The sequence below is a fragment of the Bradyrhizobium sp. STM 3843 genome (assembly GCF_000239815.1).
Taxonomy (GTDB): Bacteria; Pseudomonadota; Alphaproteobacteria; order Rhizobiales; family Xanthobacteraceae; genus Bradyrhizobium.
On record NZ_CAFK01000261.1, the window covers coordinates 1 to 25,924 of the forward strand.

Annotated in this window: 24 protein-coding genes; 17 read left to right on the forward strand and 7 right to left on the reverse strand. The window is 63.6% G+C overall.

The window, feature by feature from the left end; all coding sequences use genetic code 11:
• Positions 1–69: 69 nt before the first annotated feature.
• Both BRAS3843_RS26840 and BRAS3843_RS26845 read right to left on the reverse strand, forming a co-directional pair.
• A complete protein-coding gene (locus BRAS3843_RS26840; RefSeq protein WP_008972260.1) occupies positions 70–1,299 on the reverse strand; it encodes an ATP-grasp domain-containing protein in 1,230 nt (409 codons plus the stop codon).
• 145 nt (positions 1,300–1,444) lie between these two features.
• The gene (locus BRAS3843_RS26845) at positions 1,445–3,793 is read right to left on the reverse strand and encodes a phospholipase C, phosphocholine-specific (protein ID WP_008972261.1); all 2,349 of its coding nucleotides are present in this window, start codon (positions 3,791–3,793) and stop codon (positions 1,445–1,447) included.
• A gap of 396 nt (positions 3,794–4,189) precedes the next feature.
• Here BRAS3843_RS26845 and BRAS3843_RS26850 point away from each other — a divergent pair, with 396 nt between their 5' ends.
• Positions 4,190–5,065, forward strand: a complete 876-nt coding sequence (locus BRAS3843_RS26850) for a MurR/RpiR family transcriptional regulator (RefSeq protein WP_008972262.1) — start codon at positions 4,190–4,192, stop codon at positions 5,063–5,065.
• A 69-nt stretch (positions 5,066–5,134) separates the two neighbouring features.
• Here the strand turns inward: BRAS3843_RS26850 and BRAS3843_RS26855 are convergent, their stop codons facing one another.
• Positions 5,135–5,527 carry an EF-hand domain-containing protein gene (locus BRAS3843_RS26855; RefSeq protein WP_008972263.1) on the reverse strand — a complete coding sequence of 131 codons (393 nt, stop codon included), beginning with the start codon at positions 5,525–5,527 and terminating at the stop codon, positions 5,135–5,137.
• Positions 5,528–6,042: 515 nt separating this feature from the next.
• Between BRAS3843_RS26855 and BRAS3843_RS26860 the strand changes: the two genes are divergently transcribed.
• Together BRAS3843_RS26860 and BRAS3843_RS26865 are read left to right on the forward strand one after the other, a co-directional pair.
• On the forward strand, positions 6,043–7,059 hold the full coding sequence (locus BRAS3843_RS26860) for a M23 family metallopeptidase (RefSeq protein ID WP_008972265.1): 1,017 nt from the start codon (positions 6,043–6,045) through the stop codon (positions 7,057–7,059).
• Between the two features lie 9 nt (positions 7,060–7,068).
• Positions 7,069–7,698 carry a hypothetical protein gene (locus BRAS3843_RS26865; protein WP_008972266.1) on the forward strand — a complete coding sequence of 210 codons (630 nt, stop codon included), beginning with the start codon at positions 7,069–7,071 and terminating at the stop codon, positions 7,696–7,698.
• 133 nt (positions 7,699–7,831) lie between these two features.
• On the opposite strand, the gene BRAS3843_RS26870 is transcribed toward BRAS3843_RS26865, so the two are convergent.
• Complete coding sequence (locus tag BRAS3843_RS26870) at positions 7,832–8,242, reverse strand: DUF1992 domain-containing protein (RefSeq protein WP_008972267.1); 411 nt, start codon at positions 8,240–8,242, stop codon at positions 7,832–7,834.
• A gap of 946 nt (positions 8,243–9,188) precedes the next feature.
• Between BRAS3843_RS26870 and BRAS3843_RS26875 the strand changes: the two genes are divergently transcribed.
• From BRAS3843_RS26875 to BRAS3843_RS26890, 4 genes are all read left to right on the forward strand, one after another.
• Positions 9,189–9,797, forward strand: coding sequence for a nuclear transport factor 2 family protein (locus tag BRAS3843_RS26875; RefSeq protein WP_008972269.1), 609 nt, complete (start codon positions 9,189–9,191; stop codon positions 9,795–9,797).
• A 204-nt stretch (positions 9,798–10,001) separates the two neighbouring features.
• Entirely contained in the window at positions 10,002–11,045 is a 1,044-nt protein-coding gene (locus BRAS3843_RS26880) for an aromatic ring-hydroxylating dioxygenase subunit alpha (RefSeq protein WP_008972270.1), read from the forward strand.
• Positions 11,046–11,050: 5 nt separating this feature from the next.
• Positions 11,051–11,806, forward strand: coding sequence for a GntR family transcriptional regulator (locus BRAS3843_RS26885; protein WP_008972271.1), 756 nt, complete (start codon positions 11,051–11,053; stop codon positions 11,804–11,806).
• Positions 11,807–11,818: 12 nt separating this feature from the next.
• Complete coding sequence (locus BRAS3843_RS26890; RefSeq protein ID WP_008972272.1) at positions 11,819–12,799, forward strand: PDR/VanB family oxidoreductase; 981 nt, start codon at positions 11,819–11,821, stop codon at positions 12,797–12,799.
• Between the two features lie 12 nt (positions 12,800–12,811).
• Here the strand turns inward: BRAS3843_RS26890 and BRAS3843_RS26895 are convergent, their stop codons facing one another.
• Entirely contained in the window at positions 12,812–13,432 is a 621-nt protein-coding gene (locus tag BRAS3843_RS26895) for a cupin domain-containing protein (protein WP_008972273.1), read from the reverse strand.
• Between the two features lie 170 nt (positions 13,433–13,602).
• Between BRAS3843_RS26895 and BRAS3843_RS26900 the strand changes: the two genes are divergently transcribed.
• Genes BRAS3843_RS26900 through BRAS3843_RS26915 form a run of 4 tightly spaced genes read left to right on the forward strand, consistent with a single transcriptional unit; the run spans position 13,603 to position 17,077 of the window.
• On the forward strand, positions 13,603–14,379 hold the full coding sequence (locus BRAS3843_RS26900) for an ABC transporter substrate-binding protein (RefSeq protein ID WP_008972274.1): 777 nt from the start codon (positions 13,603–13,605) through the stop codon (positions 14,377–14,379).
• Positions 14,380–14,391: 12 nt separating this feature from the next.
• On the forward strand, positions 14,392–15,045 hold the full coding sequence (locus BRAS3843_RS26905; protein ID WP_008972275.1) for an amino acid ABC transporter permease: 654 nt from the start codon (positions 14,392–14,394) through the stop codon (positions 15,043–15,045).
• Positions 15,042–15,773: an amino acid ABC transporter ATP-binding protein gene (locus BRAS3843_RS26910; RefSeq protein WP_008972276.1), complete on the forward strand. Its 732-nt coding sequence runs from the start codon at positions 15,042–15,044 to the stop codon at positions 15,771–15,773. Before BRAS3843_RS26905 ends, BRAS3843_RS26910 begins: the two co-directional genes overlap by 4 nt.
• Positions 15,774–15,784: 11 nt before the next feature.
• Positions 15,785–17,077, forward strand: coding sequence for an FAD-binding oxidoreductase (locus tag BRAS3843_RS26915; RefSeq protein WP_008972277.1), 1,293 nt, complete (start codon positions 15,785–15,787; stop codon positions 17,075–17,077).
• 38 nt (positions 17,078–17,115) lie between these two features.
• Here BRAS3843_RS26915 and BRAS3843_RS26920 read toward each other — a convergent pair whose 3' ends face one another.
• On the reverse strand, positions 17,116–17,967 hold the full coding sequence (locus BRAS3843_RS26920; RefSeq protein WP_008972278.1) for a LysR family transcriptional regulator: 852 nt from the start codon (positions 17,965–17,967) through the stop codon (positions 17,116–17,118).
• A gap of 107 nt (positions 17,968–18,074) precedes the next feature.
• Between BRAS3843_RS26920 and BRAS3843_RS26925 the strand changes: the two genes are divergently transcribed.
• Entirely contained in the window at positions 18,075–18,467 is a 393-nt protein-coding gene (locus tag BRAS3843_RS26925) for a tautomerase family protein (RefSeq protein ID WP_008972279.1), read from the forward strand.
• Positions 18,468–18,494: 27 nt separating this feature from the next.
• Here BRAS3843_RS26925 and BRAS3843_RS26930 read toward each other — a convergent pair whose 3' ends face one another.
• Positions 18,495–19,529, reverse strand: a complete 1,035-nt coding sequence (locus tag BRAS3843_RS26930; RefSeq protein WP_035982895.1) for a cobalamin-independent methionine synthase II family protein — start codon at positions 19,527–19,529, stop codon at positions 18,495–18,497.
• Positions 19,530–20,155: 626 nt separating this feature from the next.
• Here BRAS3843_RS26930 and BRAS3843_RS40965 point away from each other — a divergent pair.
• The 5 genes from BRAS3843_RS40965 to BRAS3843_RS26950 all read left to right on the forward strand — a co-directional run bounded on the left by BRAS3843_RS40965 (position 20,156) and on the right by BRAS3843_RS26950 (position 25,865).
• Complete coding sequence (locus tag BRAS3843_RS40965; protein ID WP_008972281.1) at positions 20,156–20,341, forward strand: Enoyl-(acyl-carrier-protein) reductase (NADH) (NADH-dependent enoyl-ACP reductase) (Fragment) (modular protein); 186 nt, start codon at positions 20,156–20,158, stop codon at positions 20,339–20,341.
• A gap of 72 nt (positions 20,342–20,413) precedes the next feature.
• Positions 20,414–22,786: a DUF3141 domain-containing protein gene (locus tag BRAS3843_RS26935; protein WP_139024981.1), complete on the forward strand. Its 2,373-nt coding sequence runs from the start codon at positions 20,414–20,416 to the stop codon at positions 22,784–22,786.
• On the forward strand, positions 22,783–24,189 hold the full coding sequence (locus tag BRAS3843_RS26940; RefSeq protein ID WP_008972283.1) for a bifunctional enoyl-CoA hydratase/phosphate acetyltransferase: 1,407 nt from the start codon (positions 22,783–22,785) through the stop codon (positions 24,187–24,189). Before BRAS3843_RS26935 ends, BRAS3843_RS26940 begins: the two co-directional genes overlap by 4 nt.
• On the forward strand, positions 24,189–25,370 hold the full coding sequence (locus BRAS3843_RS26945; RefSeq protein ID WP_008972284.1) for an acetate/propionate family kinase: 1,182 nt from the start codon (positions 24,189–24,191) through the stop codon (positions 25,368–25,370). Before BRAS3843_RS26940 ends, BRAS3843_RS26945 begins: the two co-directional genes overlap by 1 nt.
• Positions 25,371–25,553: 183 nt before the next feature.
• Positions 25,554–25,865, forward strand: a complete 312-nt coding sequence (locus BRAS3843_RS26950) for a hypothetical protein (RefSeq protein WP_050886531.1) — start codon at positions 25,554–25,556, stop codon at positions 25,863–25,865.
• Positions 25,866–25,924: the final 59 nt, after the last annotated feature.

The following is a 25,924-nucleotide window of genomic DNA, read 5'->3' on the forward strand; positions in this document are numbered from 1 at the left end:
GAATGACGGATGGCGATCGAGCCAGAAGTGATAGCCGCGCATCCTGACGAGTTCAGTCGAAACCAGACGCTACTCCGCCCGCGCCAAGATCTCGTCCCACGCCTCCGGCGTGACCGCATAGGGGCCGACAGCACCGGCGTGAAATCTGCGCCATAGCGACGGTCGGACCAGGCAGGCGACGAGCGCGGCGAGCACGGGCACCGCCGCGATGGGATCACCGGCGACCGGTGTCAGTTCCTCAATCGTGTCGGCATAATCAGCGCGTGCAAGAATAGCATTGAAGGCTTCATGAAGGACGACGCGACGCGCACCGGATTGCTCGGCAGCTCCGAGAATGGCGAGCAGCGTCTGGCGCGTGCGCACCGTCGGACGGCCCGCCGGCCTCTGCGCGGGCCTTGCGCCGCCGACCAGGTCCAGCATCGCGGCGACAAGATCGACGCCCGCGGCATAGGCGTTTCCGGGTTCGACGAGTCGAGGATTGACGTCGATGATCACGGGGCCGCTGGCTGCAACGATCAGGTCCATCGAAAGACCGCCATGCCACCCGAGCGCCGCAACCAGCCGCGCGAGCATGTCGGCAAGGTCAGGCAAGGCAATGCTCTGCTTCAGCGAAGCTCCGCCGCCGACACCTTCCCGCAAACGCAAGCAGGCGTGATGGGCGATCAGGCGGCCCTGATCTGCAACCGCCTGGACCATGACGAGCGGGCCGGATGCCTGGCTTTGGACTAACAAGCCGGATTGCCCAAGACCGGATTGCCCAAGGCCTGATTGAAGGCCCAAGGCGCGCGCTGCCGCCTCGAGCTCGCGAGCGTTGCTGGCGCGCCGGACTCCGGAGCTCGCCGTGCTCACGGGGCGTTTGACGAAAACCGGATAGGTCGTGATCTGGTCGAGCTCGGCTGGACTTGCGATCACGAATGTCTGGGGCTGTGGCGCGCCAATGGCTGCCAGGGTGCGAAACGCGGAGATCTTGTCCTGCACCTGCGCCAGGCTCTTGAACGGCGGCACGATCGTGCTCACCCGAAGCTGCTTCCGGTGTGCTGAGAGCACAGTCACCTGCTCTTGGGTCGGAAACAGCAGGTCGGCCTTGCGCTCACCTGCGATCCGCTCGGCGGCGGCGAGCCAGCCGAACGGATCAAGGCCAAAACGGGGGACGTGGTGCACCGCCCTGACATGCCGCGTGAAGCGCGTCAGGCAGAGTTTCGAGGACGAGAGAATCTCGACCTCGTGCCCGAGCGCGCCGAGCCGTCCTGCGACCTGGCGGGAGGTGAGGCCGGATCCTTCGGACAGCAAGATGCGCATGACAAAGCCTAACCCCGGCAAGCGCCTCAAGCGGTCGCGTGGGTAGCTGGCCTACGCCTGTCGCCCCCGTTCGGCAAGCTCAAGTCGATATTGCAAGAGGCGCCCGCGAGGGCGCCTCCATCGCTGATGTGATTGTAAGGAGTGTTCAGAAGCTGTCGGTGAGCGCCATGCCGGGATCGCTGAACGAAGGGCGGCCGCTCTCGACGTGTCCGGCGACGCGCCGCAAGAAGCTGTCATCGGAGTCGCTGGTGATGACGAAGTCATACCAGAGGCCGGTCTTGCGCAGCTGCCAGTAGAGCTCCTTGCCGTGGCCGGAGCCGGACACTTTGACGTCCCACGACGTGGCCGGCCCGCCATGGCTGGGTCCCGGGAAGAAGGCCGGTGCATCGAAGCCAAAGCCGACAGCGTCGAAATCGGGAGCCGAGCGGAAGCCCGGTATCGCGCCGAAGCCCACCGGATGGAAGCCCGGCAGCGGACCAAAGCCCGGACACATCGGCTGCAGCGCAGCCGAGACGGAGGCGGTGACGGCTTGCAGCGGCCCATAGATCTTGTTGGACTTCACCGTGAAGTTCACGTGGCCATTGCCGTCGTTGCGCAGCTGCATGTGCAGCCCGCCCTCGAAGACATTGTAGCCGACGAAGATCTCGGGGTTCGGCGCATTGTGCTGCTTGATCTTACTGAGGTCGCCCTTGAACTGACGGTGGAAGCCGTTCGGGCCGAGCACCCATAGATCATACAGGCCGTCGGTGCCGGCGGTCCATTCGTCGTCCAGCATCCGGCCTGCCTCGACGGTGTAGCGTCGCGGAATGAGGTCGAGGTGCAGTCTGTCATAGACGTGGAACACGGCGCCCGCAAAGCCGGTGTTGGCGAACAGGAGCCTGACCTTGCCGCTGCCGGCATCGGCCTGCGCGGTGGCGTGCAGGATGTAGGGCAGCGGACGCGCGTAGCGCACCCCGGTCTCCTGGAACAGCGGCTGCGGCGTCGCCGGCGCAACCGGTGCAGGCAGCGTCTTCTGATGCGCATCCGATGCCTGCCAGTTGCTCTGGTCGGGCAATTCAGGGAAACGCGGATCGTTGGGGCTGGCGAAGTCGAAGGCCGAGGTCAGATCGCCCGAGATGGCGCGATGCCATGGGCTGATAGCGTCGACCTTGATGCCGAAACGCTTCTCGAGGAAGCGTCCGACGGACGTATGGTCGAACACCTGCGAGTTGACCCAGCCGCCCTTGCTCCACGGCGACACCACGTACATCGGCACGCGGGCAGAGAGACCCCATGGGCGGATGTTGCCGCTGATCGTATCCGCAGCGGTCAGCACGTTGCCGACCGTGTTGGAGAAATACTCACCCGCGAGCGACATGGTCGCCTTGCCCATCAGGTTGCCGTTGATGTCGTAGGACGGCACTGCCGGCGCCGGCAGGTGATCGAAGAAGCCGTCATTCTCGTCGAAGGTCAGGAAGAAGACGGTCTGGCTCCAGACCTCGGGGTTGGCGGTCAGGGCTTCCAGCACCTGGTCGGTGAAGTTGCCGGCGCGGGTCGGGCTGCCGCCGCCGGGATGCTCGGAGTTCGCCTGGGTCGGCAGGATCCACGACACCTGCGGCAGCGTGCCGGCCATCACGTCGGCCTTCAGCCGGTCGAGATAGTCCGGGCCGCCGGTCAGGCCGTGGACGTAGTTGGGATCGCCCGGCTGCGCATGACGGAAGCTCGAGAACGCCAGACAGCCGTGCATCGCGCCGGTCCAGTTGTCGTTCATGTCCTGATAGATGTGCCAGCTGACGCCGACCTTGTTCAGGAGGTCGGGAAGCGTGTCCCAGGCGAAGTCGCTGCCGACATATTTGTAGGTCGGCTGCGGCTGCGGCTGACCCGCCACCCACTTCGACGGATTGGGCCAGCAGCGGAGATTGTTGGGCTCGGCATCGTTGCTGGTGCAATTGATGCCTTGCGCACGCAGCGCCGGATTGAAGTTGGAGCCCGACCAGAACGTGATGCGGTTCGGGTCGGTGCCGGTGGTGATCGAGCAGTGATAGGCGTCGCACAGCGTGAAGGCCTCGGCGAGCGCAAACTGGAACGGGATGTCGTCGCGGCCGAAATAGCCCATCGCATAAGGGGTCTTATACTTGGGCCAGTAGCCCATCTTGCCCTGGTTCCAGGCAGCCTGGCTGTCGCCGTAGGAGTGCGGCGTGCCGTAGCCGACCAGCGCGTTGCTGGTTGCGGAATCGCGGTGATAGGGCGGGATCTCACGGGTGCCGTCGGACTGGAACCACACCGGCTTGCCGCTTTCGAGCGGAATCGGGAAGCGATCGCCGAAGCCGCGCACGCCGCGGAGGGTGCCGAAATAATGGTCGAACCCGCGGTTCTCCTGCATCAGGATCACGACGTGCTTGACGTCCATGATGGTGCCGGTCCGGCGCCGCGCCGGAATGGCGAGCGCCTGGCGGATGCTGGCAAAGGTGGCGGTCGCCGTGGCGCCCGCCAGAAAATCACGACGTGTAGTCATCCTGTATCGCCTTCCTGGGTTCGAAACGGTCTTGAAAAAACGGATCGCGGTGCGCAGCGCTGCGTAAGCACCGCGCGGGTCAGCAGGAGGGGGCGTAGCAACGCGAATTGACGGTGGTGTGAATATTTTATTTATGTGATAATTTATTCTGAGTTTTTCTCAGTGTAAGGTCGAGACCGGCCAGAATGGGATGATCGCATCGGCGCCCAACCGGCCAGTGACATTGCGGGACGGCGGAGCAGGCCAAGGGTGAGATCATGCGGGAGCGGAGTGCAGGGTGGCGTGAGTGGGCCGGACACGTCCGGCAATCACGCGGCGATTGACATCACAACCGGGGCTGCACTTTGCTCCAGCCGATCCACCAGACGGATTCTCACGTAGTTCGCGAGGGCGCGGGTGACAGTTTCGACCTTGAATGCAGGACCGGCCGTCAATGGCATCCTATCCCGCGTGCGTGAATTGCAGACGGATCTTCCTCCGAAAGCCAGGCAGATCGCCGAGCTGATCCTCGCACAACCTGAGTCCTTCATTCACATGTCGATCACCGAGGTGGCCGAGACATGTGGAGTCAGCGAGGGCACCATCGTCTCGTTTTGCCGACGGGTCGGCGTGCGCGGGTTTCAGGAGCTGAAGATTCTTCTGGCGCGGGATCTGATCGAGCCGGTTCGCCTGATCCAGGAGGATCTGCATCGGGGCGACGATCCGACCACCGTTACCGATCACATCTTCGCTGCGCACGCCGCATCACTGCACGAGACGCGCCGCCTGCTCTCGATGGAATCGTTGGCGAAGGCGGCAAGCCTCTTAAGGCAAGCCCGGAGAATTGAGATCTACGGCATCGGAAGCTCAGCGCCGATCGCGCAGGATCTGTCCTATCGCCTGCTGCAGCTCGGGCTTGCTGCGAACGCTGTCGTGGATTCCCATGTCCAGGCCGTCAGCGCGGGCATGACCGGCCGTGATGTCACGACCGTGACGGTGTCTCACTCGGGCAGCACGGTCGAGACGGTGCTGGCGACGCGGTTGGCGCGGGAAGCCGGCGCCCGGACCATCGGCATCACACGGCTCGGCAAGTCGCCTCTCGCGGCCCATTGCGACGTTCTGCTCTATACCGTCGCCAATGAGACCCGCTACCGTCCCGAGGCCATGAGCAGCCGCGTCGCTCAGCTCGCCATCATCGATACACTGGTCAGCTGCTGCGCATTAACCGATACCGAGCGCTCGGTCGACCGGCTGCAACACGCCGCGCGCATCCTGTCCGAGAAGCGGTTTTGAATCGGCCGGTGACTTACCACAGCGCGGCGCCGGCTGTGTTCCGGGAGCCTGCACGCCGCAATGAGTCGATCACTGGGCCCCGTGGATGAAGGCTTCCATCTCCTCCGGCGTGAGCTTGCCGTCCTTGTTGGTGTCCATCGCTTTGAAGATCCGCTCGTGAGCTGCCTGGAACTCCTGCAGCGAGATGGTCCCATCGCTGTCGGTATCGATCAGGGCAAACATCATGCGCATAAAAGGTCGTCCCATCGCGCCGCGACCCATCATGCCGCCCCCCATCATATGTCCCATCATGCCGCCGCCCATCATGCTTCCGGGCCCCATCATGCCGCCATACTGTCCCATCGGACGCGACTGCGTCTGTTGCTGATCGGTCTGGGGGGTGGTCTGGGTTTGTGCCAAGGCACCCGCAGCGCCGCATGCCAGTATGAGGGCAGATGTCGTCAGTAGGATGTGCCTGTGCATTGAAGCCTCCTTCAAAGGGTCATCACCGGCCGATAATTCCGCCCCAGCAATATTGATCCTATCACTTCGCGAAGTCGCTGAGCCCATTCTGATGCCGAGCTTTCGCTCACACTTTCGCGCGAAGACGACGGCCAAGATCGAAATTCGTGGGCATCATGACCACGTCGCGGACCGTCATGCCGCGCGCCGTCAGCGTGAACATCACGTCGAGGGGCTCCTCACCACCGTCTTGGAACAGTGACCGTTATACGACAGGAAGAGATCGAGCTTGTGCGTATCCGGGCACTTGGTCAGGCGGATTGCAGTCCGTAGGATAGGTTGAGCGTCAAGCGAAACCGATCGCCAACGGCTTGTCCGTATCGAGGATGGGTTTCGCCTCCGGCTCAACCCATTCTACGCATTCACCCGAGGACGGTCCGGTCGCGTCGGTTTGATTTCCACGCGACGGTTGTGGTCTTTGCACGGCTACATCGGATAGGGTGGGCCGCGACATCGACCGGGGAGTGGGGGACTGCATGATTGGCGTCACGCGTGTTGGGACGCGTCCGTTCGTGACCTGGGGGGTGGTCGTCGTGCTGGCCTTCGTATTCGCAGCCGGGAGCCGCGCAGAGGCCGCGTTCGATTACGCCCGCTATAAGGAGGCCAGCCTCGACGATCTCATGGCGCTGCCGCGGCCGGCCAAGGGCGTCGACATCAGCAACGACGCGCCGTTCAAGCTCGAGGTGACGCTTGCAGACGCCGGGGGTGCCTGTTCAACAGAGTTATTGAAGCGATCGATGGCGATGTCCGGCTTCACCAAGGAGCAGGTCGACGGGCTCGGGGTCTCCCATTGCATCACGGTGCGCTCGGCCAAGGGGCGGGACCTCAAGGTCTTCGTCCAGGACATCCTCTACGGCTTCCTGCCGCGCGAGGTGCCGGTCGGCGGAAAGCTGACGCTCTACGCCATCCACGTGTTCACCTCGACCGACGGTCCGGGACTTCTGGTGAACGAATTTCAGACCGTGCAGCCTGCGGAGCCGGCAAAGCCGCAATCCGAGGCCAAAATGGCGTCATGCGGCTGCTGGACGTTGGGCGATCATCCCGGCATCGACATGACGGCAGACAAGGAGGGCATGCCGGTCGCCGCAATGGAGGACGGCGTGGTCGTCAAAGTCGAGGCAGCGGAGCAGACGCCGGGGGACCTTCCCATGATCGGCGGCTGCGGCCGCTATGTCGTGCTCAAGCACGTCTATCCGAACGGGGCCGTCGTCTTTACCCGCTACGTCCATCTCGGCCGTCTTGTCGATTCGAAGGGTAAGGTGCCTGCCGTCGGCGCTCGCGTAAAGAACGGCGAGAAGATCGGCGAGGTCGGCCCCAGCAAGGTCCTGCATTTCGAGCTGCGTCCGGTCGCGCAAGGCAACGCCACGTCCGATCCGGCCTGGGCCCAGCGCTATGGTGGGATCGCCGACATGGAATGGTCGCAGTACCAGCCGGTGGATCCGCAGAAGTTCGATCCCGATGCGTTCGGCGGTTCGGGCGAGAGCAGGAAATAGGACTGTGACATGTCAGTGAACCGCAGTCGCGCGAGCACAGCGCTGTCGCTGGTCATCGTCACGATGCTGTCGACATCCCCGGCTGCCGTTGCGCAATCCGCTGCAGCTCCTGCGCAAGGCTTGCCGGCGGACCTGAAGGACTTGCGCGGCGAATGGCACCGGGCCGGAGCCGGGTTCGGCTGCAAGGTCGTTCCTCCGCGAAAGCTGTCTCAGGAAGAACTGATCGCGGTGATGGCGCGCGCCTGCCTGCGCCTTGGACCGCTCGTGATCGGCGATGCTGCTGATAGTGCCACGTCGGTGCTCGGGCCGCCGCACCGGACCTTGGAGCAGCCGCAGGACCAGGTCGCCTGGATCTACTTCATCGGCCAGCGCGAGCACTATCCGTACTTCGTCGTCACCATCGCCGCCGACAAGATCGTGGCGCTGCAGGTCACCGGCGAGACCGCCGCGCCCGGCTATGATTTCAGCCATGTCGCGCTCGGGGCCACCACCGATGATCTGGTGGGCGTGTTCGGCCAGCCCAGCCATTTCGAGCCGAGCGAACTGAAGGACACCGAGCTCTGGACCTATCCTCCGCACCCCTTCTCCTTCGAGCTCAAGGGCGGGCGCGTGATCTCGATCCGGATTCGTCAGCCTTGATCCGGTCTGCATCGACTTTCAAGGAAGCGCTGCGCCAAATGACCAAGCACGTAGGATGGGTTGAGCGGAGCGAAACCCATCGGCTATCAGCGTATGATGACGAAGATGGGTTTCGCCTTCGGCTCAACCCATCCTACGCACCTCTATCTGTGGCTCGGCTTCGCCAACGCGCTACGACCTGATCAGCGTCCAGCACGCCGAGCTGAGTTGGCGGTCCCTCCAGCACGGTCGCGTTCACCTTTGCGATCTCGGCGTTGAGCGCGGAAATACGGCGACGAACGGCCGTTTCGTCCGGAAGCGTCTCGATCGCCGCCAGTTCCTTCTCGATCTTGCGTCGAAGCTCGAGCGCCGGCGGCAGCATCGAGATCTGCTCGCGTTTGATCAGCTGCTTCACCCACCACAGCGGGTCATGCTCCTGGCCGAGATCGGTAAGCGGCTTGCCGGCTCCCGGCAGATTGTCGAAAGCGCCCTGATCCTGGGCGACCCGGATCCGCGCCTCGACCCACGATTCCCAACTCGCTCCCAGCGGTTTGCGCTCAGTCATGGCGGGCTAGTCCTTATATCTTAGGACGCTCCGATAATTGTATCATATTGTGCTCTCCCGGACCAACGGTTGCGGACGTAGTGCTCAGGTCAGCGACGCTCAACAAAACGCAGCCGCGCAAAAACGAAGTTCGCGCGTGTTTGCAAGGCGATCACACATTCCAGGTCTCGGACGGCAATTATTCGATTGCTGTTTTTCAGAAATTGTGCTTATCTCCTGATATCCCGCCTCGTGCAGAGGGACGTACGCGTCGTCACGATACGTGGAGGTGGGCCGCGATGGACGTTGTCGCGTCAGGCGCTTCGCGCAAGACGACTGATGTGGCGTCGGACGGTCAAGTCGTGTGGTCCTGACATCCCGGTGCTGATGTCTGCGCAGTGCGCTTTGGCGCATTGTCGCTACGGGGGCAATCAAGCCGGTCCCCGGGGAGAGCTCGAAGCAGCCGTTAAAACCATTCGCGCGGGGAAGGCCGGGAATGTCTCGGCCGAACCTGTGGTGACTGCCGCCTGCTTTTCTTTTGCAGGCGGGCCATGGGGGCGGCGAGCTCCCGGCCTTCCTCGCGCCCTCTCGAATTCTTGGAGGGACATGACTGCCGCATCACTCGGGCGTCGAACGCCGCGGGGCAAGCCCGCTCGTCTCCCTGATTTCGATGATGGTGGTGTTGTCCTCGAAGCTGTCGACCAGGTCATTGCTGTCGTCCCGGACAAGCGCGTGCAACGCGCGCAGATCCGGGATCCATAACCCCAGGGAGATGTTCGAGGCACGATGGTCGACCGCTTCCCGCAGCCATTGTCGATGGTGCGTATGGGGCCCGGATCAAATGCGGGACGACACCGGGCGTGAAGCGCACCTCCAGACATCCATTGTCAGCGTTCGCCACGTCAGCTTTGCCGCGACCACGAGATCGATGTATTCAGCAGCCGACAACGAAAGAGGAAACGCTGCCATGACCAAGACCGCCGCCGAGATCGAAGACATCAGGCAGATCCACGAGCTCCTGCAGAACTGGGCGATCTGGCGCGATGCCGGTGACTGGGAGCGCTTTCGCACCGTGTGGCATCCGGACGGGCGCATGATGGCGACCTGGACCCAAGGCACCGGCGATGAGTTCATCGAGATCAGCAAGCAGGCCTGGGCCAAGGGCGTCAACATCCTGCACTTCCTCGGCGGCATCTCGGTCGATCTCGCAGGCCATCGCGCCATCAGCCAGACCAAGATGACGATCTCGCAGCGCGCCGAGGTCGAAGGCGTGCTGTGCGACGTGCTCTGCACGGGGCGCTTCTATGACTTTCTCGAAAAGCGCGGGGACACATGGGGCATCGTGCTGCGCCAGCCGATCTATGAGAAGGACCGCATGGATCCGGTGACGCCGGGCGCCGTGCCGGCGCTGGACCATGCGCTGCTCGCGCAATTTCCGGCCGGCTATCGCCATCTCGCCTATCTGCAGACCCGGATCGGCTACACCGTGAAGCGCGACATGCCGGGGCTGAAAGGGCCGGAAGTCGAGGCGCTCTATACCCGCGGGGCGGCCTGGCTCAGGGGGGAGGGGCTTTAGGCCGCGACTCTCTCGGCGCCTTCTGGTCGGAAGATCAGGGAGGCGTGCGGCTTCTTTGAGGTATTATGATAAGCAAAAGCAATTTGGTTCAGTTATTGTATACAGAAACTTCCATTGGCCGTTTGAAATCAGGGGATCTTGCGCGAGATGTCCGGATTGTTGTATACAGATAGCATCCAATAGAAACGACGCGAGGAAATTGCCATGGCCGCCGCCTTTCCCATGAATGCCTGGTATGCCGCCGCCTGGGACGCCGAGGTGAAGCAGGCGCTGCTGCCGCGCACGATCTGCGGCAAGCATGTGGTGATGTATCGCAAGGCTGACGGCACAGTGACCGCGCTCGAGGATGCCTGCTGGCACCGCCTGGTGCCGCTGTCGAAGGGGCGGCTCGAAGGCGACACCGTCGTCTGCGGCTATCACGGCCTGAAATTCAATGCGCAGGGCCGCTGCACGTTCATGCCCTCGCAGGAGACCATCAACCCGTCGGCCTGCGTGCGCGCCTATCCCGCGATCGAGCGCCATCGCTTCATCTGGCTGTGGATGGGCGATCCGGCGCTAGCCGATCCCGCTGATATTCCGGACATGCATTGGAATCATGATCCGGCCTGGGCGGGGGACGGCAAGACCATCCATGTCAAATGCGACTATCGCCTCGTGGTCGACAATCTGATGGATCTCACGCACGAGACCTTCGTGCATGGTTCGTCGATCGGCAATGAGGCCGTGGCCGAGGCGCCGTTCGATGTCACCCATGGCGAGCGCACCGCAACGGTCACGCGTTGGATGCGCGGCATCGAGCCGCCGCCGTTCTGGGCGAAGCAGCTCGGCAAGGAGGGGCTGGTCGACCGCTGGCAGATCATCCGCTTCGAAGCGCCGTGCACCGTGACCATCGATGTCGGCGTGGCCCCGGCGGGGACCGGTGCGCCGGAGGGCGATCGTTCGCAGGGCGTCAACGGCATGGTGCTCAACACGATCACGCCGGAAACCGAGCGCACCTGCCACTATTTCTGGGCCTTCGTGCGCAACTACCAGCTCTCCGAGCAGCGGCTGACGACCGAGATCCGCGAGGGCGTCTCCGGCATCTTCCGCGAGGACGAACTGATCCTGGAGGCGCAGCAGCGCGCCATGGATGAGAATCCCGGCCGCGTGTTCTACAACCTCAACATCGATGCCGGCGCGATGTGGTCGCGGCGGATCATCGATCGCATGATCGCGCGCGAAACGCCCTTGCGTGAAGCCGCGGAGTAATCGCGATGGCCGAGCGCGAAGCCGATCGCTCCGTGTCGCAGACCGTACGCGCCCAACTGGCGCTGCGTGATTTGATCCTTTCGGGATCTCTACGGCCTGGCGAGCGCGTCAGCGAATTACAGGCGGTCGAGGCCACCGGTGCCTCACGCACGCCGGTACGCATGGCGCTGGTGCGGCTCGAGGAGGAGGGGCTGCTGGAGACGATCCCCTCCGGCGGTTTCATGATCAAATCCTTCTCCGAGCGCGACATCCTCGATTCCATCGAGCTGCGCGGCACGCTCGAAGGGCTGGCGGCGCGGCTCGCGGCCGAGCGCGGCGTCTCGGTGCGCGATCTCGAGCCGTTGCGCGAGTGTCTGGCGCAGATCGACGATCTGGTCGCGCAGGATCCGATCTCGATCGAGGCGTTCTCGTCCTATGTCGCGCTCAATGCGCGGTTTCATGCGCTGCTCGCCGAGCTCTCGCGCAGCCCGCCCGTGATCCGTCAGGTCGACCGCGCCTGCGCGCTGCCCTTTGCCTCGCCGAGCGGCTTCGTGATGGCGCAATCGGCGCTGCCGGAGGCGCATCACATCCTGCTGCTGGCGCAGGATCACCACCGCATCGTGCTTGATGCGATCGAGAATCGCGAGGGCGCGCGGGCCGAAAGCATCATGCGCGAACATGCCCGCCTTGCCGCGCGCAATCTGCGGGCAGCGCTGAAGACGCGCAGTCATTTCGATCTGGTCCCGGCCTCGGCGCTGATCAAGACGCCGAGCGCGAGCTGACAGGAGACGACCATGCGGTTCGAAGACAATTGGAATTCCGCCACGCTGGTCGCGATCCGCGACCTCACGCCGGGCATCCGCGAATTCACCGTGCGGCCGGAGCATTTTGCCTGCGCGCCTTACCCGCTCGGCAGCCATATCAAGGTCGGCGTCCTCATCGATGGCCAGCCGGATGTGCGCTCTTATTCGCTGGTCGGAGAAGCCGATGCCGCGGGCTATCGCATCGCGGTTCGGCGTGCCGAGGACTCGCGCGGCGGCTCGCGCTATCTGTGGTCGCTGCAGCCGGGCGCCCGGCTGCAGGTGACGAGCCCGACTTCGCTGTTGCAGGTCGATTGGCAGCGCGGGCACTATTGTCTCGTCGCCGGCGGCATCGGCATCACGCCGTTGGTCGGCGCCGCGCGGGCGCTGTTGCGCAAGACGCCGAACGTCGCGCTGCATTATGCGGTGCGCTCGCGGGCCGATACGGCCTATGCCGAAGAACTGACGGCGACGCTTGGCGAGCGCGTGACCTTCTACGCGGCGAGCGAAGGCGAGCGGCTTGATCTCGCGCAGCTGTTTGCCACGCTGCCGTCCGATGCCGTCGTGTTGTTCTGCGGCCCGATGCGGATGCTGGAGGAGGCGCGTCGCGCCTGGGCCTCATGCGGCCGGGCGATGAGCGATCTCAGCTACGAGACTTTCGGCTCCAGCGGGCGCTTCGCGGCCGAGCCGTTCCGGGTGCGCTTGCGCGACAGCGGCGAGGAGATCGTGGTGCCGCGCGACCGCTCGATGCTCGACGTGCTGAATGCCGCCGGCCACGAGATCATATCCGATTGCCGCCGCGGCGAGTGCGGCGTCTGTGCCGTCGACGTGGTCGCGATAGAGGGTGAGATTGATCACCGCGACGTCTTCTTCAGCGAGCATCAGAAGCACGAGAACCGCAAGCTCTGCCCGTGCGTCTCGCGCGCGCATGGGGTGGTGACGATCGATACGCTGGAGCGCGCCGACGCGATCTGAAGGGTTATAGATCTACGTGACCGAGTTCACCCACAGCACCACGGCCTTGGCCCGCTTGGCCGGATTGCTGAAGCGATGCGGGCGGCGGCTGGCGAAACGAAAGCTGTCGCCGCTGGTCAGCGTCCAGGTCTCGTCGTCGACGGTCAGAATCATCTCGCCTTCGAGCACCAGCCCGGCCTCTTCGCCGTCATGGGTGTAGAGCTCGTCGCCGGTCGAGCCGCCGGGCTCCATATGCACCAGGAACAGATTGAGCTTGCCGTCGGTGCCGGTCGGATGCAGCAGCTGCTTTGAAATTCCGCTGCGCCACAGCTTGAGCTCGGCGCGCTCGCCCGCGCGCGTGACGATGCCGGATCCGGCATCCGAGCTGGCATCGGCGCTCCCGAACAGCGCGGCGATACCGACGCCGAGCACGTCCGCCAGCGTTGCCAGCACTCGCAGCGACGGTGACGACAAGCCGCGCTCGACCTGGCTGAGAAAGCCGACCGAGAGTGCGCTGCGGCCTGCGACCGTTTCCAGCGACAGATTGGCGCCGTGTCGGAGCTCACGCAGCCGCTGCCCGACCGCCACGTCCATCGCCGGCTCGGCCGGCTTCGTCTCGGCCCTGGATTTGGCTCTGGATGCCTGTTTGCCCATTCCTGCGTCGTTATCCGGTTCTTTCAGCCTTTTTCATTTGCATGAAATCCGCTTGCCAAGTCCAGCGCTTGATGATCAAATTTTCATATAGATGAAAACCCTAGTCCAAGCCGCATGCGCCCCCCCAAGCGCGCGATCGGTGCGGAGCTGGGCCCGGAGGAGGTCGTGCCATGCTGGTCAAGCGTTTCGCCCAATTCGTGCTGGGGACGTTGCTTCTCGCGAGCCCTGCAACAAGCGTTCCGGCCGCGGCCGAGCAGGTGCTGAAGGTCGGGAGCACGCCGACCGGCATTCCTTTTACCTTCCTCGACACCAAGACCCAGACCATCCAGGGCCTGATGGTCGATCTGATCACCGAGATCGGCAAGGATGCCGGTTTCTCGGTGCAGATCGAGCCGATGCAGTTCTCGGCGCTGATCGCCGCGCTCAACGCCAACAAGGTCGACATCATCGCGGCCGCGATGTTCATCACTCCCGCCCGCAAGGAGGTGATCGACTTCTCTGATCCGATCTACACCTACGGCGAAGGTCTTGTGGTGCCGAAGAGCGACGCCAAGGACTACGCGAATTATGACGAGTTCAAGGGGCAGGTGGTCGGTGCCCAGGTCGGCACGGCCTTTGTCGATGCGCTGAAGAAGACCGGCCAGTTCAGCGACGTGAAAGCTTACGACACCATCCCCGACATCATGCGCGACGTGAACGCCGGGCGGCTCAAGGCCGGCTTCGCCGACTATCCGATCCTCGCCTACAATCTGAAGCAGGGCGGATTTCCCGAGGTGCGCATCGTCGAGAGCTATAAGCCGACCATCATTGGCTCGGTCGGCATCGGCGTGCGCAAGGCCGACCAGGAGCTGCTCGGCAAGATCAATGCGTCGCTGGCGAAGCTGAAGCAGAACGGCACGGTCGCCAAGATCCTCGATAAATGGGGCCTGAAGGCTCAAGATCTCTGATCTGGCGCCTTCATGGAGAAGTTTGCGCGCGACGCCGTCGAGTTCCTGCCGATCCTGTTGAACGGCGTCGCGCTGACGATCATCGTCACGCTCGGCTCGCTCGTGGTGTCGACCCTGCTCGGCTTGATCTGGGCGATGATGCGGGTGTCCGGCATCCGCACGCTGTCATGGGTCAGTGCGGCGCTGATCAACATGATCCGCGGCATTCCGATCATCGTGCTGCTGTTCTATCTCTATTTCGTGATGCCCGATCTCGGCGTGTCCTTGACCGCGCTGCAGGCCGCGATCATCGGGCTCGGCGTCGCCTATTCCGCCTATCAGGCGGAGAATTTTCGCGCCGGCATTGAGGCGATCGACAAGGGCCAGATCGAGGCGGCGCAGGCGATCGGCATGAGCTGGTGGCTGACGATGCGGCGCGTGATCCTGCCGCAGGCGGTGCGGATCGTGCTACCGCCCTATGGCAATGTCATGATCATGATGCTGAAGGATTCCTCGCAGGCCTCGACCATCACGGTCGCCGAGCTCGCATTGCAGGGCAAGCTGATTGCGTCCTCGACCTTCAAGAACACCAGCGTGTTCACGCTGGTGGCGCTGATGTATCTGACCATGAGCATCCCGCTGATCCTCCTGGTGCGGCATTTCGAGAAGCGGGCGTCTCACCGATGATCGAGCTTGCGGACGTTCACAAGCGCTTCGGGCGCAACGAGGTGCTGAAGGGCATCACGGCATCGGTCGAGAAGGGCGAGGTGGTCTGTATCATCGGGCCGTCCGGCTCCGGCAAGTCGACCATTCTCCGCTGCATCAACGGCCTGGAGAGCTATGACAGTGGCGCGATCCATGTCGAAGGCCTCCGCGTCGACCGCGACTCACGCTCGATCGTTGCGATCCGCACCCAGGTCTCGATGGTGTTCCAGCGCTTCAACCTGTTCCCGCATCGGACAGCGTTGGAGAACGTGATCGAAGGTCCGCTGTTCGTGAAGAAGGAGCCGCGCTCTGAGGCGATCGCGCGCGGCCGCGCGCTGCTTGCGCGCGTCGGCCTGGCCGACAAGGCCGACGCCCATCCACGGCAGCTCTCCGGCGGTCAGCAGCAGCGCGTTGCGATCGCCCGTGCGCTCGCCATGCAGCCGAAGGCGATCCTGTTCGACGAGCCGACCTCGGCGCTCGATCCAGAACTGGTCGGCGAGGTGCTCTCGGTAATGCGCAAGCTCGCCGACGATGGCATGACCATGGTCGTCGTCACCCATGAAATGGGCTTTGCCCGCGAGGTCGCCGACCGAGTGTTGTTCATCGACGGCGGCGTCATCGTCGAGCAGGGGCCGGCGAAGAGCCTGCTCAACCAGCCGCAACATCCGCGCACGCAGGATTTCCTGCGTCGCGTGCTGCACCCACTCTAAGAGATTGAGCCATGACCGGGCCTGTTCGACTCCCGCTGCCGCCGAGTCTCTATGCCGATACGGCGGTGGCGCCCGTGGCCACCCCGGCGCTTGAAGCGGACCAACACGTTCCCGTGGCCATCATCGGCGGCGGCTTCACCGGGCTCTCGACCGCGCTGCATCTGGCCGAGCAGGGCGTGCAGGCCACCGTGCTGGAGGCGCAGGAGCCGGGCTGGGGCGCCTCGGGCAACAATGGCGGTCAGATCAATCCCGGCCTGAAACATGACCCCGACAAGATCGAGGCCGATTTCGGCACAGATCTCGGCCGGCGTATGGTCGCGTTTGCTTATGGCACGACTAACTTCACGCTCGATCTGATCCGCCGCTATCAGATCCCCTGTGAGGCGCGACAGAACGGCACCTTGCGGGCGGCCTACAACGAGGCTGCCGCGAGCGGTATCCGTTCCACAGCGGAGCAGTGCATCCGGCGTGGGATGCCGGTGAAGCTCCTGAATCGCTCTGAGCTGCGCGAGATGACCGGTACCGACCGCTATCTCTGCGCCATGCTGGATAGCCGCGGCGGCGATCTGCATCCTCTCAGCTATGCGCGGGGTCTGGCGCGTGCTGCGATCGCAGCCGGCGCATCGGTTCACGGCGAGACGCCGGCGCTGTCCTTGTCCCGTGATGGCAGCCGTTGGCGCATCACTACGCCGCGCGCGACCTTACATGCCGACAAGGTGTTGCTCGCGACCAACGGCTTTACTGATGATCTCTGGCTGGGCCTGCGCCGCACCATCGTGCCCGTGTTCTCCTCGATCGCCGCGACGGCGCCGCTCTCGGATGAGGTCGCGCGCGCGATCATGCCGACGCGCTCGGTGTTGTACGAAAGCGGGCACATCACGGTCTACTATCGAATCGATCAGCACAATCGCCTGCTGATGGGCGGGCGCGGGCCGATGCGCTGGATCAAGAGCCCGACCGACATTTCCTATCTGGTCCGTTATGCCGAGCGGCTGTGGCCACAGCTGAAGGGCGTCGCCTGGACGCATGGCTGGAATAGCCGGCTTGCGATCACGGCCGACCACTATCCGCATGTGCATGAGCCGGCCGACAATCTTCTGGTCTCGCTGGGGTGCAATGGCCGCGGCGTCGCCTTATCCACTGCGATGGGTGCACAGCTCGCGCGCCGCCTCATCGGCGGAACCAAAGCCGAGATCGATATGCCGATCTCGGCCGTCAAGCCGATTCCGCTGCACGCGTTCTGGCCTGTCGCCGTGACCGCTACCGTGCTGAGCGGTCGGATGCGGGATCGACTCGGCATCTGACCGTGCCGGGCGGCGATCCCCGCGGCGACCAGCGGGGCTCAGCCCGTGCTGGCGCGCAAGGCGGCGGCCAGCGTCTTGAGTGAGGCCCGGGCCCGCGCGTCGGTCACTTTTGCGTGCATGACGACGTCGCGCGCCGGCAGTGGCGGCAAGCCGAACTGCGCGCCGACCTCGATTGTGCCGCGCGGAGCCACACGCTGCCCCAGTGCGGCAACCGCAAGTCCCGCAGCGACAGCCGCACCGATGGTGCCGAGGCCGCCTCCGACAAATGCCTCGCTCCAGGGAATTCGGGCCGCCTTCAAGGCACCGATCGCGAGGTTGCGCACGCTGCAGGGCTCGGCCTGCGTCGCCAACGGCAGCGGCTCGCCGGGACGGTAGGTGAAATCCGGAGCGGCGAACCAGCCGAAACTTTCCTTCACGATAGGCTCGCCACCGCGCCGGCGATTGTCGTGACGGAATACGATGGCCGCGTCGACGATGCCGCGGTCGAACTCGTCGAGCACGTCGCGCGATGCAGCGATGCGGATCTCCAGCACCAGGCCGGGCTCGGCGCGCTTCATTCGTTTCAGCAGCAGGGGCAGATCGGCACCGACGATGTGGTCGCTCAAGCCGACGGTCAGGCGGCGTGACGCGACGCCAAACGACTGCAACGCGACCTGGTGCGTTGCGATGAGCGCGCGTGCCGGCTCCAGGAATGCGCTGCCGTCCGCGGAGAGCTGGACACGGCGCGGCGTGCGGTCCAAGAGCCTGCGGCCAAGCCCGTCCTCAAGCCGCTTGATCTTGAGGCTGACGGCCGATTGCGTCGTCTCCAGCGCCTCCGCCGCACGCGTGAAGCTCTTCAGGTCCGCGGCCAGCACGAAGGCCTGTACCGCCTCAAGGTCCAACGTCTTCATCGCTAGCCATTTAAAATCGATATCATTGATATATTATACCATGGGATTTTAAAATGATAAATCGTCGCTACGTTCAGCTTCGTGTTCGAAGCATTGAGGAGATGACGATGCCATTCACACGCGTTTCACTTAGGTCCGGCAAGTCGGCGGCTCACCGCAAAGCGATCCTCGAGGGCATCTATCGCGCGCAGCGGATGGTGTTCGATGTGCCGGAGGACGATCGCTTCATGGTGGTGAACGAGCATGACGGTCCGGATTTCTGGTACGGCGCCGACTATCTCGGGATTCACCGCAGCGACGATCTCGTCATGATCCAGATGACGGTCAGCAATACGCGTCCGCTCGCCAAGAAGCAGGCACTCTATCGTGAGATCGTGGCTCAGCTGACCAAGGATCCCGGGCTGCGGCCCGAGGACATCTTCATCAACCTTGTTGAAGTCGTGGCGGAGAACTGGTCGTTCGGCAACGGCATTGCGCAGTATGTATCGGAGCAGAGCTGAGCTTGAGGCCCAAGCCCGTCAGCTTGATCAGCTGATCTCGTCACGCACGCGGGCGGCGGCCGCGCACATCGCCTTCAGCTTGCCGAAGGCGGTCGTGCGGGCCAGGTATTTCATGCCGCAATCCGGCGCCAGCACCAGTCGACCAGGCGCGACATATCTGAGGCCGCTGCGAATCCGCTCGGCGATGACAGCGACCGGCTCGATCTCGGGATCGCCGAGATCGAGCACGCCCAGCACGATCGTCTTGCTGGCGAAGTCCCTGAGCACGCCGAGGTCGAGCCGCGGTTGCGCCGCCTCGATCGAGATCTGCTGCGCTTGGCTGTCCGCCAGCTCGATCAGGAAAGGATAGCCCGTCGGCTTGGTCGAGCCGGGCACGATCGCGGCATAGCCGAAGCAGACGTGCACCACGGTCGGGATCGTGATGCGATCGAGCGCGCGGTCGATCGCCTTGACCGCATAGCGTCGCGCGGCCTCGGGGTTATTGCGCACCCACGGCTCATCGAGCTGGATGATGTCGGCGCCCGCTCTCTGCAGATCGCGCGCCTCGGCATTGACCACCTCGGCAAACGCCATCGCCAGCGCTTCTTCATCTCCGTAGAATTCGTCCTTCGCCTGCTGGCTCAAGGTGAACGGGCCCGGCAGGGTGATCTTGGCGGTGCGGTCGGTCTGACTGCGCAGGAACTCCAGGTCGCGCAGCTCAATCGGGTGATGACGCCTGAGGGGGGCAACGACGCGCGGGACCGGTGTCTTCAGTCCGGATCGCGAGACGATGACGGCGGGATTGTCGGTATCGATCCCATCGAGCGCGGTGGCGAAGCGATTGGAGTAGCTCTCGCGGCGGATTTCGCCATCGGTGACGATATCGATGCCGGCGCGCTCCATGTCGCGGATGGCGCCAGCGGTGGCGTCATCCTGCGCTTCTTCCAATTGCGGTTTCGGAATGCGCCAGAGGCCTTGCATGCGGATGCGCGGCACTGATTTCGACAGCAACGCGCGATCGATCAGCCAGCCCGGCTGCGGATAGCTTCCAACCACTGATGTCGGCAACAGATGCGTGGGCAGGCTCACGATCGTCTTCCTTCTTTCGTAACCAGACGACGCGATTCATGGTCAGGCATTTCCTAGTGCAGCGAACTTGAAGTTCAGCTCAATTTCTGCGTGCATTATTCATGGGACTTCGATTCAAAGGCGCGCCAAAATCTAAGACCCTTTTTGTCCTTCGAATCCGCAATTCCGTGAGGGGCCACTGCGAAACGAGGCCTGCTTTTGATTCGGGACACTGCCGCCACCGATTGAAGTCCGTGAAGAGACCCTGCCGTGAGAAGCAGGGCACTTCTGACCGGCGGAATGGAGAACGATATCACCCGGCTGCGCGAAGCATAGACGGAAGTTGCGGGGATCGAGCCTTGGCACGGCTCGTCGGGACTGTCGCACCGCAACGACTGAGCCCGAGATGGCCGCGCGACCTTGGTTCAACATGCAATCGTCATCGCAATGTCATGAAACTACAGCGGATTTCCATCTCCCGTCGTTGACGCAACGCAAGGCGTTCCGGGTCGCGTCGGCTACAAGCGCACCAACTCGTGACAGACCAAACGCGGCGTGGTGTCGCTTGAGTCTGCCGCGCACGAACGACCATCACAAATCGCCTCTATCGTCGCAACCGACGCATCTGGAGAAGGACGCGCGTGTCTTCCTTGGCCGGTAAGAAAGCACTGCTGATCGGCATCGCCAACGAGGAGGCGGTCGCGTTCGGCTGTGCCACGGCGTTTCAGACCCAAGATGTCGATCTCGCGATCACTTATGGGAACGACAAGTCCGTCGGCTTGGTCCGGCCGACGTTCTTCTGCACCTTGATATGCGTAACGACATGAAAATTCGGCGGCTTGATCGACGAGGTCAGCTGTATCCGGGGCCACATCGACGTCACACCGCAGGTCAGAGGCATGATCGATTCCGAGATGAACTCGCGCTATTCACAGGCTATGCATGACACATGGGCCAATGTCGGCGAGCAGATGCAAATGCTCGCGGCGCTGAGCGCCCGGCATGCACAGGCGATCGGCCGCAATCAGCTGCAAGCGGCCACCGCAGCATGGACTGGCTGGCGTGATCTGCTGCCCGATCTGCTGATCCCACGTGCCGATGCGCTGGCGGCCGAGTATATCCGCGATGCCGGCCAGCGTTTCGTGCTGTTCCTTGACACTCTGTGTCAGCGTGGCGACGCCGCGATCGAGCGCGAAAAGGATGGCTTTCGGCCAGTGCTTGCCTTCAATTACGACATGATCGTCGACGGCCGTACGCTGCCTGATCCCGTAAATTACGCCCTGGTCCGAATCCATCCCCCGGCCGGCACGGCAGCGCCGCGTGAGGATGCCCGGCCGTGGGTCATCATCGACCCGCGCGCCGGTCACGGCAGCGGCATCGGCGGCTTCAAGAGCGAGTCGGAGGTCGGCGTCGCGCTCAAGCATGGTCATCCCGTGTATTTCGTCATTTTCTTCCGCGATCCCGAGCCAGACCAGACCTTGGCTGATGTCTGCGCGGCCGAGGCAGCGTTCCTGCGCGAGCTGCACAACCGGCACCCGCATGCGCCGAAGCCGCTGGTGACCGGCAATTGCCAGGGCGGCTGGGCGGCGATGATCCTGGCTGCGACACATTCGGATCTGATGGGACCGGTGGTCATCGCCGGCGCGCCGCTGTCCTATTGGGCAGGCGAGACGGGTCGCAATCCGTTTCGCTATTTCGGCGGCATCGCCGGTGGTGCGGTGCCGGCCGCGCTCGCCGCGGATCTCGGCGGCGGCAAGTTTGACGGCGCCAATCTCGTGCTCAATTTCGAGATGCTCAATCCCGGCAAGACCTGGTTCCGCAAGAACTACGATCTCTTCGCGAACGTCGACCGCGACGCCAGCCACTTTCTCGATTTCGAGCGATGGTGGTCCGGTTTCTATTTCATGAATGAGAACGAGATCCGCTGGATCGTCGAGAACCTCTTTATCGGCAATCGCCTGACGCGGGGCGAGGCCGTACTTAGCGACGGCACGCCGGTCGATCTCAAGCGCATCGAGGCACCGGTAATCGTGTTCGCCTCCCACGGCGACAACATCACTCCGCCGCAACAGGCATTGAACTGGATTCCGGATCTCTATCCCACGGCCAAGGAGATCGAGGCCTGTGGCCGCGTCATCATCTATACGCTGCATGACTCGATCGGCCATCTCGGCATCTTCGTCTCTGCCCAGGTCGCCAACAGGCAGCACGAGCAGATCGGCTCGGTGATCAAGACCATCGAATCGCTTGCCCCCGGCCTCTACGAGATGTTGATCGTGAAGAGCGGCGAAGCCACCAAGGTTTCGTTCGAGGCGCGCAGCATCGACGATGTCCTCAAGCTCGATGATGGCCGCGACGAAGAGGTTGAGTTTGCCGCTGTGGCCGGCTGGTCGGAATGGGCAACCAAGACCTACGAGCTGACCTTGCAGCCGATGCTGCAGGCGCTGGTCACGCCCGACATCGCAGCGGCACAGAAGCGGCTGCATCCGCTGCGTCAGCAGCAATATCTGCTCTCGCATCGCAATCCGCTGCTGGTCAATATCGGGGAGCTTGCACATGAGATGCGCACGCACCGTGCACCGGCCGCAACGGACAATCCGCTTCTGAAGCTCGAGAAGATGGTCGCCGATGCCATCGAACGCAGCTGGGATCTCTATCGCGACAGCCGCGATGCCGGAATCGAACTCCTCTTCCATGGCCTGTATGGAACACCGTGGATGAAGCATCTGGGGACGCTGCGCCGGGCGCGTCGGCAGTCCCATGACGTCAGTCGGCTGCCACATATCCAGGAGGCGATCAGCAAAGCCAAGCTCGGCGGCTATGCCGAGGGCATCGTGCGGATGCTGATCCTGCTGGCGCGCACCCGCGGCTCGGTCCGGCGCGACCGGCTGGAACGTTCTGACCGGCTGTTGCATTCCCGTCCACCATTCAATTCGATGACGCCGGAGATGCGCAGCCGCATGATCTATGAGCAGTCGCTGATCGTGGAGTTCGCAGGCCCAGAAGCGATCACGAGTTTGGAAGATCTGCTCAGTGATCCCGTCGATCGTTACAGCGCGCTCAACCTCGTGCTCGATGTCGCGGGTCCGATCGCGGACATGGATGCGCCGACCGTTGCGATGTTCAAGCGCTTCCAGCGGACGCTGCTGACGATGGCGCGGGACTGGTACGATCCTGAGGGAGCTGTCGCGTCTCCTGCCGGGGATGACGGCGCCGAGCGCGGCCGGACGGGCTCGGGGGCGTCGTCGCGATTGACGGAATCCGCAGCATGATCCGCGAGAACAGGCTCTATGATGAACTGAAGGTTGGCGATACCGCTTCGATCAAGCGCGTCTGCACCGCCAATGACCTCTATATCTTCGCCCATGCCTCGGGCAATCTCAACCCGTTGCATATGCCTGAACAGAACGGCGAAGCGCGCTCGGACGCGATAGCGCCGGCGATGTGGGTCGGCGCATTGGTCTCCGCCGTGCTCGGTAATATCCTGCCGGGCCCCGGCACGCTGTACAAGGCGCAGAGCTTTCGATTCATCAATCGTGTGCATGTCCGCGACGAATTGAATGTCACCGTGACCGTGCGCGAAAAACTTCCCGAAGGCGTGGTCCGGCTTGACACGGTGATCACGGGGCGGGGCGGCGACTGCGTTGCCGAAGGCGTGGCCGAGGTGCTGGCGCCCGCGCGCAAGGTGCGTGCTGACGACAGCATCGTGCCCGAGCTTCTGATCCAGCGGCATCGCCACTTTGACCGCTTCTTGAAAGCCTGCGAAGGTTTGCCGCCGCTGGTCACCGCTGTCGTCGTTCCGGAAGACCAGAGCTCGCTCGGCGGCGCGATGCTGGCGGCTGACCACGGTCTGATCCGCCCCGTTCTCGTGGGGACGGCGGCAACGATCGCGGCCGTCGCGAAGGATATTGGCCTCGATCTGACTGGCGTCGAGATCCTCGATGTGGGTGGTGACGACGCCGCGGCGGCTGCGGGCGTGGCCCTGGTCCGCAGCGGCAAGGCAGACGCGCTGATGAAGGGGCATCTGCATACGGATGCGCTTTTGCATCATGTGGTCAAGCATGACGGCGGCCTCCGCACCAGTCGACGTCTCAGCCACGCCTTCGTGATGGACGTGCCTGGACTCGATCACGTGCTGATCGTCTCGGATGCGGCCATCAACATCGCTCCAGATCTGACGGCCAAAGTCGATATCACCCAGAATGCGATTGACGTTGCGCTCGCGCTTGGGATCGAGAAGCCCAAGGTCGGGGTGCTCTCCGCGGTCGAGACCGTGAACCCGCAGATTCCATCGACGCTCGATGCCGCAGTGCTCGCGAAGATGGCCGATCGCGGCCAGATCCGAGGCGCCGTGGTCGATGGACCGCTGGCCATGGACAACGCGATCGACGTCACGGCCGCCAAGACCAAGGGGATCACTTCGCTCGTTGCCGGTCATGCCGACATTCTGATCGTGCCGAACCTGGAGGCCGGGAACATGCTCGCCAAGGAGCTCGTTTTCGCTGCTCAGGCGGAGGCCGCCGGGCTTGCGCTCGGCGCCACCGTTCCGATCATCCTGACCAGCCGCGCCGACGGCGACAAGGCGCGGCTTGCATCCTGCGCCATCGCGTCGCTGTATAAAGCGTGGAAGGATGGCGGTCGGGCGCGCATCCATCTCGATCAGGCGGCTGAATAGTGAAGCACATCCTCACCCTCAATTCAGGTTCGTCCTCCATCAAGTTCGCGCTGTTCGAACGCCAGGCCGAACTCGTCGAATGCATCCGTGGCCAGATCGAGGGGCTCGGCGCTCACGATCCGCATCTGACGGCCGAGCAGGGCGGTCACAAGGTCGTCGACGAGCGTGTCGATGCGGCCAAGGCAGCCGATCATGAGGTCGCTCTTAACCTTGTGCTGGCGTTACTTGACAAGACCATCGGGCGGACTGCGATCGAGGCTGTCGGACACCGCGTCGTGCATGGTGGCATCGAATTCTCGGAATCCATCGTACTCGACAGCACCAATATCGAGAAGCTGGCAAAACTGATGCCGTTTGCGCCGCTACACCAGCCGCACAACCTCGCCGGCGTCCATGCGGCACACAAGGCCTTTCCGGGTGCGCTCCAGGTCGCCTGCTTCGACACCGCCTTTCATCGTTCGCATCCCTGGGTCAATGACACCTATGCGCTGCCGCGACAGTTCTACGAGGAGGGCATTCGTCGCTACGGCTTTCATGGCCTGTCCTACGAATATGTCATCGAGCATATGAAGCGGATTGCGCCGCTCTACGAGCAGGGCAGGGTCGTCGTCATGCATCTCGGCAACGGTGCCTCGATGTGCGCGATCCGCGACGGCCAGAGCGTCGGCTCCTCGATGGGATTCACTGCGCTCGATGGCCTGCCGATGGGCACCCGTTGCGGCCAGCTCGATCCTGGCGTCGTGCTGTATCTGTTGCAGGAAAAGGGAATGACGGCGGAGCAGATCACCGATCTGCTGTACAAGCAGTCCGGGTTGAAGGGGCTCTCCGGCCTGTCGCAGGATATGCGCGAATTGGAAGCGGCCGGGACCCGCGAAGCGGCGCAGGCGATCGACTATTTCGTCTTCCGCATCCGCCGCGAACTCGGTTCGATGGCGGCTATTCTCTCGGGACTCGACGCCGTCGTGTTCTGCGGCGGCATCGGTGAGCACGCCTGGCGCGTTCGCGAGCGCGTCTGTCAAGGTTTTGAATGGCTCGGGATCGAACTCGACGACATCAGAAACCAGGCTGGCGAAACCGTGATCTCGTTGGATCGGTCGCGCGCCCGGGTCTTCGTTATCAATACGAATGAGGAGATGATGATCGCCCGCCACACGGCGCGATTGCTGGCTGCGAGTCACTAAGCGGGCCGGTTCCGATCAGCGCAGGGTCTGCGGCGCAGTCCAATGGTATCCTCTTAGTCGTTACCGCCGGCGGCGTTACACTTTGTTACGCCGCCCGCTTCTTGTCGCAACACCCCGGCAAACTCATCCGACGATCCTGATCACGGCGCCAAGCCGGTGTCAGTGAAAAAGGATCTCATGACCATGCGTAAATCTGCTCTCGCTTCGCTGTCGCTGGTGGCGGCGCTTGTCGTTTTTCAGGCTTCCGCGGCCAATGCCTGGACCCGTTCCGGTGGCGGAGTAGGACCCCGCGGCGGCACCTGGCATTCGTCGGGTTCGGGCTCCTGCGCCGGTGGCAGCTGCAGCTCCAGCCAGAGTTTCACAGGTCCGGCCGGCCGCACGACCACCCGCCAGGGCAGCACCACATGCGCGGGCGGCACCTGCAATCACAGCGCAACCGTCACCGGTCCGAACGGCGGCACGGTCACGCGTAACAGCACAATCACCCGCAACTAACCTGCTGCGCGGCGTGGATCACCTCTCATGGTCCACGCCGCGCGCTCCTTCTCATTGCC